The organism is Streptomyces sp. Ru72 (assembly GCF_002920635.1).
Classification (GTDB): Bacteria; Actinomycetota; Actinomycetes; order Streptomycetales; family Streptomycetaceae; genus Streptomyces.
The window spans coordinates 25,062-34,163 of the sequence record NZ_PQSR01000086.1; the positions used below are offsets into that span (position 1 = coordinate 25,062).

General features: G+C 72.0%; 7 protein-coding genes and 3 pseudogenes. 6 read left to right on the forward strand and 4 right to left on the reverse strand.

The features are described from left to right. Positions 1-54: 54 nt before the first annotated feature. Positions 55-168 (forward strand): annotated as a pseudogene (locus C3488_RS29905) (DNA-binding response regulator); the annotation flags it as partial. Here C3488_RS29905 and C3488_RS41970 read toward each other — a convergent pair. Next, a pseudogene (locus C3488_RS41970) lies at positions 166-270 on the reverse strand (DNA-binding response regulator); the annotation flags it as partial. The pseudogenes C3488_RS29905 and C3488_RS41970 sit on opposite strands and share 3 nt — an antisense overlap. 245 nt (positions 271-515) lie before the next feature. On the opposite strand from C3488_RS41970, the gene C3488_RS29915 reads away from it, so the two are divergent. After that, positions 516-2,003: an FGGY-family carbohydrate kinase gene (locus C3488_RS29915; protein WP_103844012.1), complete on the forward strand. Its 1,488-nt coding sequence runs from the start codon at positions 516-518 to the stop codon at positions 2,001-2,003. Between the two features lie 45 nt (positions 2,004-2,048). Here C3488_RS29915 and C3488_RS29920 read toward each other — a convergent pair. Then, positions 2,049-3,247 (reverse strand): annotated as a pseudogene (locus C3488_RS29920) (ABC transporter substrate-binding protein). A 386-nt stretch (positions 3,248-3,633) separates the two neighbouring features. Between C3488_RS29920 and C3488_RS29925 the strand changes: the two are divergent. Further along, a complete protein-coding gene (locus C3488_RS29925) occupies positions 3,634-4,494 on the forward strand; it encodes a cache domain-containing protein (RefSeq protein WP_258053758.1) in 861 nt (286 codons plus the stop codon). Positions 4,495-4,549: 55 nt separating this feature from the next. Here the strand turns inward: C3488_RS29925 and C3488_RS29930 are convergent, their stop codons facing one another. Next, the gene (locus tag C3488_RS29930) at positions 4,550-5,485 is read right to left on the reverse strand and encodes a LysR family transcriptional regulator ArgP (protein ID WP_103844013.1); all 936 of its coding nucleotides are present in this window, start codon (positions 5,483-5,485) and stop codon (positions 4,550-4,552) included. A 67-nt stretch (positions 5,486-5,552) separates the two neighbouring features. Here C3488_RS29930 and C3488_RS29935 point away from each other — a divergent pair, with 67 nt between their 5' ends. The 3 genes from C3488_RS29935 to C3488_RS29945 all read left to right on the forward strand — a co-directional run bounded on the left by C3488_RS29935 (position 5,553) and on the right by C3488_RS29945 (position 8,091). After that, the gene (locus tag C3488_RS29935; RefSeq protein WP_103844014.1) at positions 5,553-6,164 is read left to right on the forward strand and encodes a LysE/ArgO family amino acid transporter; all 612 of its coding nucleotides are present in this window, start codon (positions 5,553-5,555) and stop codon (positions 6,162-6,164) included. Between the two features lie 114 nt (positions 6,165-6,278). Beyond that, positions 6,279-7,586: an MFS transporter gene (locus tag C3488_RS29940; RefSeq protein WP_181139252.1), complete on the forward strand. Its 1,308-nt coding sequence runs from the start codon at positions 6,279-6,281 to the stop codon at positions 7,584-7,586. Positions 7,587-7,701: 115 nt separating this feature from the next. Further along, on the forward strand, positions 7,702-8,091 hold the full coding sequence (locus C3488_RS29945; protein WP_103844016.1) for a DUF6479 family protein: 390 nt from the start codon (positions 7,702-7,704) through the stop codon (positions 8,089-8,091). Between the two features lie 36 nt (positions 8,092-8,127). Here C3488_RS29945 and C3488_RS29950 read toward each other — a convergent pair whose 3' ends face one another. Beyond that, positions 8,128-9,099: an ATP-dependent DNA ligase gene (locus C3488_RS29950; RefSeq protein ID WP_103844017.1), complete on the reverse strand. Its 972-nt coding sequence runs from the start codon at positions 9,097-9,099 to the stop codon at positions 8,128-8,130. Positions 9,100-9,102 lie beyond the last annotated feature (3 nt).

A 9,102-nucleotide genomic window follows, 5' to 3' on the forward strand; every position in this document is an offset into this window, starting at 1 on the left:
CTTCGCGGGTCGTCCGCGGGCCGTCCACGGTCCGTTGCGCCTGGCATCGGCCGCGTGTGCGCACATGTGCTGGTCGCCGAGGACGACGAGATGCAGGCCGAGCTGATACGTCTCTCGCTGGTGCGGGAGGGTCACACCGCGACCGTGGTCCACGACGGCGGCACCGCGGCGCAGCACCCGGCACACGCCGAATCCGTCGATCACCGGCAGCATCAGATCGAGGACGACGAGGTCGGGCCGGTGCCGCCGGACCACCTCGAGGGCACCGCGGCGCACGGCGGAACCGTCACGGTCACCTCAGAGGTCGGCACCGGCTCGGTCTTCGCCCTGCGGCTGCCTGCGACGCCCGCACCCGCGGACGTCTGACCCGGCCGTGCCGACGCCGACGCGCGCCTTCTGTGGAGTCCTGGGCCAACGCCGCGCCGCCCGGCGCCGGCTTCTCCCGTTCGACCGGTGATCGGCGGCGAAGCGGGGAACGATGTCCCGGGAGTCTCGATGCGGGAGGACGGGAACGCATGACGGTGCTCGGTGTCGACATCGGAACGTCCAGCGGCAAAGGCGTGCTGGTCGACGAGGACGGAACGGTTCTTCGCACGGCCACGCGCCTGCACACGGTCAGCCGCCCCACGCCCGGCCACGTCGAGATGGACGCCCGGCTCTGGTGGGACGAGTTCGTCTCACTCGCCCGCGAACTGCTGGCCCCCGGCACCGTCGTGGACGCGGTCGGCGTCAGCGGCATGGGCCCCTGCGTCGCCCTCGCCGACGAGACGGACACCCCGCTGCACCCGGCGATCCTCTACGGCGTCGACACCCGCGCCACCGCCCAGATCGCCCGTCTCGACGCCGAGTTGGGCCGCGAAGCAGTCCTGCGGCGCTGCGGATCCCTGCTGTCCACCCAGGCGGTGGGCCCCAAGATCGCCTGGCTCGCGGAGCACCGCCCCGACGTCGCCGCCCGCGCCCGGCGCTTGTACATGCCCAGTTCCTACCTGGTCAACCGGCTCACCGGCCGGTACGCCCTCGACCACCACTCGGCGAGCCAGTCCGTACCGCTGTACGACTCCACCGCCCAGGACTGGTACCGGCCCTGGGCGCGCCGTATCGCACCGGACCTCGAGCTGCCGCCCCTGAGCTGGCCCGGAGACATCGCCGGCCACGTCAGTGCCGACGCGGCCGCGGCCACCGGGCTCCCCGCAGGCATCCCGGTCGTCACCGGGACGATCGACGCCTGGGCGGAGGCCCTGAGCGTCGGCGCCCAGCACACCGGCGACCTGATGCTCATGTATGGCAGCACCATGTTCCTCATCAACACCGTGTCGGAGCGGCTGCTCGTGCCCGAACTGTGGAGCACCGTCGGCGCGTTGCCGGGAACACGCAGCCTCGCGGGCGGTATGGCCACCTCCGGAGTGATCACCGACTGGCTGCGGGACCTGCTCGGCGAGGGGGACACGGACGCTTTGCTCGCCGAGGCAGGGGCGTCCGGAGCCGGCGCCAGGGGCCTGCTGATGCTGCCCTACTTCGCGGGGGAGCGGACCCCGGTCGCCGACCCGGACGCCCGGGGAGTGATCGCCGGACTGACCGTGGAGCACACCCGCGGCGACCTCTACCGCGCCGCGCTGGAGGCCACCGCGTTCGGCGTACGGCACAACGTGGAGGCGATGCGCGCGGCCGGTGCCGACATCCGCCGGGTCGTCGCCGTCGGCGGAGGCACCCGCGGCGGCCTGTGGACCCGTATCGTCTCCGATGTCACCGGCCTCGAACAGGAGATCAGGACGGTCACGCTCGGCGCCAGCTACGGCGCCGCGTTCCTGGCGGCGAACGCGATCGGTGAGACCGACATCGACGACTGGAACCCGGTGCGAGAGCGTGTCACTCCCGACACCCGCCTGCGGTCCCGCTACGACGGCCTCTACGACCTGTACCTGCGGCTGTACCCGGCGACCCGTGACATCGGGCACGCGCTCGCCCGCCACCAGCGCGCGACCGCGAAGGTCCGGCCGGCGTGAGGTCCGCCGCGCCGAGGCGGCACGGCGGATGCCTGTCAGGGCGGCTCAGCCCTTGATCTCGGTCCAGGCCTGCACCCACTTCGCGTACGGCACGCACTTGACGTCCGTACGGCCGTCGAGGCACTGCTCGATGGGCGTCGTCCAGAACGCGATGTCCTTCCAGTAGCTCTCGTCGGTGGCGTGGAAGGTGTCGCAGAAGGCCGGATCGCTGGTCTGGTCGCAGGACTTGATGTTGGCGGGCGCCTCGCCGTAGTACTCGGCGACCTCCGCGTTGACCTTCGGGGAGATGATCCAGTTCATCCATTTGTAGGCGCAGTTGGGGTGCTCCGCCTTGGACGAGAGCATCCACGTGTCGGACCACCCCGTGGCGCCCTCCTGCGGCAGCACGACCTTCACCTTGGCACCCTCGCTCTGGGCGAGGTTGCGATGACCTGCCAGGTGGTGCCGATGACGGAGTCGCCGCTCTTGAAGGCGGCGATCTCCTTCAGGTAGTCGCTCCAGTACTCGCCCACGTTGGCGCGCTGCCGCTTCAGCAGGTCGACGGCCGCCTCGAACTGCTTCTGGTCGAGCGCGTAGGGGTTCTCGATGCCCAGTCCCGGCTGGGTGTCGTGCAGGTACAGGGCCGCGTCCGCGATGTAGATGGGGGAGTCGTACGCGGTGAGGTGGCCCTTGTACGGGGCCGCGTCGTCGAAGACCGCGGACCAGGAGACGGGGGCCGGCGAGACCTCCTTGGTGTTGTACATCAGCAGGTTCGCGCCGCGGCCGTGGGGGATGCCGTACGCCGTGCCGTCGACCGAGTTCCAGCTCTGGTTCTTCAGCCCGAAGAAGACGTCCTTGTAGTTGGGCACCAGGTCGGTGTTCAACGGGGCCGCCTCGCCGGAGGCGATGAGCCTGAGGGAGGCGTCGCCCGAAGCGGAGACGGCGTCATAGGCGCCGGTCTTCATCAGTTTGACCATCTCGTCCGAGCTGGCCGCCACTTTGTTGTGTACCTGACATCCTGTCTGCTTTTCGAAGGGAGTGACCCAGTCCGCCTTCGGGTCCGAGGACCCGTCCTCGACATAGCCCGCCCAGGAGATCAGGTTCACCTGCCCCTCCGCCCGGCCCAGTTCCGACTGTGCTTTCAGGTCCGGCGGGTTGAAGCCGGCCGAGGAGGACGCGTTGGACTCGGCGAACAGTCCGCAGGCGCTGACGAGCAGAAGGGAACAGGCGGCGGCCGTCGTTTTGAGGGATCTGTTCAGACACAAGGCAGTCTCCACGGGTGTGGGGGAGTGGGGGGAATCGGGGCTGAAAGTGTGACGGTGGGTGACAGTGGGTGTACGGGCGTACAGGATGCGACGCGAAGAGCGGCACGGCGGCCGGGCCGCGCACCGCCCTCGCATGGGGGGTGGCGTGATGGCAGGAGCGGCCCCGGTCGCCGCAGGGTGCGAGGGCGAACGGACGAAGCTCCAGGTCGCGGGCGGGTCGGTGACCCCGCCCAGGGTTCGCCCGCAAGCCGGGGTGGCGCCTTCGGGCGGCGACGTGGCCAACACCCTACGGAGCGTCGCCGTCCGGTTCAACTTGTGGACATCACAAGCGAGTTGACGCTGAGTCAAGGTGCGGCGAGGTGAACGGGGCGTATACGGTCGCGGTCATGTCCGACTCCCTGAAGCAGCCCGGCTCCTCGCCCTGCCTCGCTCCTCGCCCCGCACCGACGGGTCCGAGCACGGCCACGAGTGTCGGCAGCAGCCGTACGGGCGCGGCGACGGCACTCCTCGATCCGGTCACGGACACGGGTGTCGCGGCTCGGGTGCGCGGCACCCTGGAAGCCGTCTTCGACACCGTCGCCCAGGTTCGCGCCGACACAACGGCACTGCTGACCCGTATCGCCGCCCGGGGCCGCCGCCCGGCGACCGCGGACCTCGCGGCACTTCGCCCCGGGCTGCATCTCCACCTCGCCCGGCAGGAGTTGGTCTCCGGCGTCGGCTTCATCGCGGCTCCCGGTCTGCTCACCGACGTTCCGGCCTGGCTGGAGTGGTGGCAGACCCGCGCCGACGGGTCGGTACGCCCGCTGCTGCTCGATCTGGACCCGCGGCAGTCGGCGTACTCCGACTACACGCACTGGGACTGGTTCGCCCTGCCCCGTGACACCGGCCGCCGCGCGGTCGCCGGGCCCTACGTCGACTACCTGTGCTCCGACGAGTACAGCCTGACCCTGTCCGCGCCGGTCCATGCCGAGGGCCGCTTCGCCGGGGTGGCCGCCGCCGACGTGTATCTGCGGCACTTCGAGGCGGCCGTGATGCCCTTGCTGCGACGGCTGCCCGCACCGGCCCACCTGGTCAACGCCCGTGGCCGGGTGGCGGCTTCGGCCGACCCGGCCCACCTGGTCGGCTCGCTCACCAAGGGCCCCGACTTCGGCGCCCTCCTCGCCGAGGCGCGACCGGGCCGCCACCAGGGGCTGCGCCTGATCCCGTGCGACGACATCCCGCTCGTCCTCGTCGTGGCGGAGAGCTGACGGGGCTCCCGCCCGCGCGTCTCCGTAGGGTCGGGCGGGCCGAGAAGCCCGTTCCTCACGGCCGGCCTGATCCGACAGGCGGGCCCTGGTCCAGCGCCTCCTCAGCCGCGGCCGCGACCGCGGCGGCCACCGCCGCCAGCGCGGGGGAGTCCAGCTTCCACTGCTGCCAGTAAAGCGGCGCGTCCGCCGGCCGGTCCTCGGCCAGATGCACCAGCCGCCCCGCGCGCAGCAGCGGCCCGGCCTGCTGCACGGGCACCATGCCCCACCCCATTCCGGCCGCTACGGCGTCCACGAAACCCTCCGGCGTCGGGACGAGGTGCCGCCGCCCGCGCACACCACTGGATGGCCCCAGCTCCCGCAGGAACCGGTCCTGGAAGTCGTCGTACCGGTCGAAGGCGACTACCGGCGCCCCGCCGAGCACCTCCCGCAGCGGTACCTCGGGCCAGCCCGCCAGCCACCGCCGGACGAACCCGGGGCTCGCCATGGCCGTGTACCGCATCCGCCCCAGACTCCGCACCCCGCACCCGGCGACCGGGTCCGGTGACGAGGTGACCGCGGCCATCACGCGCCCCTCGCGCAACAGGGCGGCCGTACGGGCCTCGTCCTCGCGGCGCAGTTCGAACCCGATGTCCAGCTCCTCGGCCACACGGGTGAGCGCCGGCAGGAACCAGGTGGCCAGCGAGTCCGCGTTCACCGCGATCGGCAGGCGCGTCGTCTCCCCGGCGCCGGTCATGCCCAGCGCGGTGCGGGCGTCTCCCTCCAGCTGGGCGAGCTGGCGTGCGAACCGCACGACGACCTCGCCGGACTCGGTGGGCCGCACGGGTTTGGTCCTCGTCAGCAGCACCCGCCCGGTGCGCTGCTCCAGCGCCTTGACCCGCTGGCTGACTGCCGAGGGTGTCACATGCAGGACACGGGCGGCGGCGTCGAAGGTGCCCTCGTCCACCACCGCGAGCAGGGTCCGCACCTGGTCCACGGGAAGCTCCGTCATCACGCGGGCTAATGATACGTAAGAAGCTTTAGCTGTACTTCCGGCGCTGCTCCTCCATAGCGTCCCCTGCATGACCCACGCACTGACCGCCCTGGCCGCCGGGTTCGGCACCGGCCTGTCCCTCATCGTCGTGATCGGCGCCCAGAACGCCTTCGTCCTGCGCCAGGGCATCCGCCGGGAGGCCGTGCTCGCCGTGGTCGGCATCTGCGCCCTGTCCGACGCGGCGCTCATCGCGCTGGGCGTCGGCGGAGTCGGTGCGGTCGTCGTCGCCTGGCCCGCGGCGCTGACCGCGGTCGGCTGGATCGGCGGCGCCTTCCTGCTCTGCTACGGCGCTCTGGCCGCCCGCCGGGTCATGCGGCCCTCCGCGATGCGGGTGGAGGGCGCCTCCCAGCACTCCTGGAGGCGTGCGGTCATCGCCTGCCTGGCGATGACCTGGCTCAATCCGCACGTCTACCTCGACACCGTCTTCCTGCTCGGCTCGATCGCAGCCGGCCACGGCGCCTCGCGCTGGGCCTTCGGCCTCGGCGCGGCCCTGGCCAGCCTGTGCTGGTTCGCCTCGCTCGGCTTCGGGGCCCGGCTGCTCGCCCGCTTCCTGTCCCGCCCGTCCTCCTGGCGCGTCCTGGACGGTTTGGTGGCAGCGACGATGATCACGACCGGCGGCATGCTCGTGGCCGGCGCCTGAGGCGCCGGCCGTTCCTCGCCCGCCGACGCCGCACGAGCGACCCGGGTGTCCGTCCGCCGGGCGGATCGGTGATAGTGAACCCGGAATTGAAACGTGTACGAGGCAAGGAAGTCCGTGGACACGAGCGAGAGCACGACCGACAACGGAGCGGCCCCGGCAGAAGGCCCGCAACCGGCACAGGCCAGGGCTCGCGGCTGGCGACGCTGGGCGATGGACACCCGCCCGCTGCGCCGCCCCGCCTACCGCCGGCTGTGGTCCTCGACGATCGTCACGGCGGTCGGCAGCCAGCTCACCGCGGTCGCCGTGCCGAAGCAGATCTACGACATCACGGGCTCGTCGGCGTGGGTGGGGTACGCGAGCCTCGCCGGCCTGCTGCCGCTCGCGCTCTTCGCGCTGTGGGGCGGCGCGATCGCCGACAGCATGGACCGCCGCAGGCTGCTGCTGATCACCAACTCCGGCCTCGCCGTCACCTCCGTGCTCTTCTGGGTCCAGGCCGTCACCGGCCTGGAATCGGTGGTCGTCCTGATGGTGCTGCTCGCCCTCCAGCAGGCCTTCTTCGGCCTCAACTCCCCGGCCCGCAACGCCTCCATCGCCCGTCTCGTCCCGGCGGACGAACTCCCCGCGGCCAACGCCCTCGGCTCCACCGTCATGCAGACCGGCCTCGTGGCCGGACCCCTCCTCGCCGGCGCCCTGATCCCCGTCATCGGCCTGTCCGAGCTGTACCTGATCGACGCCCTCGCGCTGTGTGTCACGGTGTGGGCGGTCGTCCGGCTCCCCGTCCTGCCGCCCCAGGCGGCCGCGGCGAACAGCCGGGCCGGCTGGCAGGCGATCGCCGACGGCTTCCGCTACATCTCCCTCCACAGGGTGCTGCTGCTGTCCTTCCTCGCCGACATCATCGCCATGGTGTTCGGCATGCCACGCGCCCTGTTCCCGCAGCTCGCCGCGCAGACGTTCGCGCCTTACGGGGAAGGCCTCGCGCTCGGCCTGCTGTTCGCGGCCATCCCCATCGGAGCGGTGCTCGGCGGCCTGCTGTCCGGCACGTTCTCCCGCGCCCGCCGCCACGGCCTCATGGTGATCGCCGCGGTGATCGGCTGGGGCGCGGCCGTCACCGGCCTCGGCCTGACCACGAACCTCTGGGTGGCCGTCGCCTTCCTGGCGCTCGCCGGCGTGGCCGACATGGTCTCGATGGTCTTCCGCGGCGCGATCCTGCTGTCGGCGGCCACCGACGAGATGCGCGGCCGGATGCAGGGGGTGTTCACGGTCGTCGTGGCGGGCGGACCGCGCCTCGCCGACGCCCTGCACGGCACGGCCGGCTCGGTCCTCGGCGCTCGCGCGGCCATCGCGGGCGGTGGTCTGCTGGTCATCGCGGCGACCCTGGTCCTGGCCCTGGCGACTCCCGCACTGCGCACGTACCGGATCTGAATCAAATCCGCAATCCACGCCGAATAGACGTCACCCGGTAATTGCACAGTGATTTACGGGTTGACCAGGAAATACTCCAGGCGCGCATTCCCTCCGACGGGGGTATCGTCAACGTATGAATACGGTGAGCTTTGCAATACAGGCCGCTGCTCGGGATGATCGCGTTGTTTCCCAGTGGACGCTCAGCGTGTTCTTCATCCTCGTGGGCGTGGTCGTCGCCGGCGCGCTGATCTGGGCTGTGCGGCTCGGCATGTCGGTGCGCGACCGGGAACCCGCCCCGCCCCGCCCCGAGGAGCAGCCACACCTGCCCGACGGCGGACCGGTGCTGGAGGAGCGCGAGGTCCGGGAGCCCGAGGAGATGCCGCTCGCGGGACAGGAGAGCGAGCGGCTCATGCCCTACCAGCTCCACCACGCGGCGAGCAGGCGGTGCGACGACCAGCACCGCAGGCGCTGGCTGCCGGGTTCCAGCGGAGGCTTCGGCAGCGGCGGCCCCGGCCACGTATGAGCCGGCCGCCGCCGACCGCCTCACCGCAGGTCCTTGTCAGGGCAGGTCGGCCGCCGCGTCCTCCGGCGCCAGGTCCGGACGCAGCCGCAGCCATGAGGCCTGTCTGAGCAGCCCCGACCGCGTGCGCGTGCTGTAGCGGACCTCTCCGACGAGTCTCGGCAGGACCCAGCGGGCCCCCGCCACCCGCGGATCCCGCTCGAACGGACACAGCGAGGTCTTCACCGCCTCCAGCAGCCGGGCGAGTTCGGCCCGCTCGCCCTCGCTCCAGCCGGTGCCCACCCGCCCGACGTAGCGCAGCCGCCCGGCCTCGGCCCGCTGCCCCACCAGCAGCGCCCCGGGCAGCCCACGCAGCCGTCCCTGGCCGGGCAGCCAGCCGCCGACGATCACATCGACGGCCCGCACATTGCGGATCTTGATCCAGGAACGGGACCGCACCCCCGGCTCGTAGACCGAGTCGAGCCGTTTGCACACCAGCCCCTCCAGACCCGCCTCCCGGGTCGCCTCCAGCGCCCGCGCCCCGTGGCCTACGATCGCGCCCGGCGTCGCCCAGTACGCACCGGTCAGCGCCAGTCCCTCCAGCAGCTGCCGCCGCCGGGCGTAAGGAAGCGCGAGAAGGCGCTCGCCGCGCAGGAACATGACGTCGAACAGCACCAGGTGCACCGGGATCTGCGCCGCGCGGCGCGCCGCCAGCGCGGGGGAGTGGGCGAGGCCCATCCGGGACTGCAGCCGCTGGAAGTCACCGCGTCCCCGCTCGTCGAGCGCCACCACCTCGCCGTCCAGCACAGCGGTCGTGGCGCCCAGGACACCGCCCAGCGGCCGCAGTTCGGGGTACGCGCCGGTGATCACCTCGCCCGAGCGGGCCCGCAGCTCCAGGGTGCCGTCGCCGGGCAGATAGACCACCACCCGCTGACCGTCCTGTTTGGTCTCGTACGCCCACTGCGCGTCCTGCCCGGCGGGCGGCAGCGTGCCGGGGCAGGCGAGCATCGGGGCGATCAGCGGCAGTCTCACGGG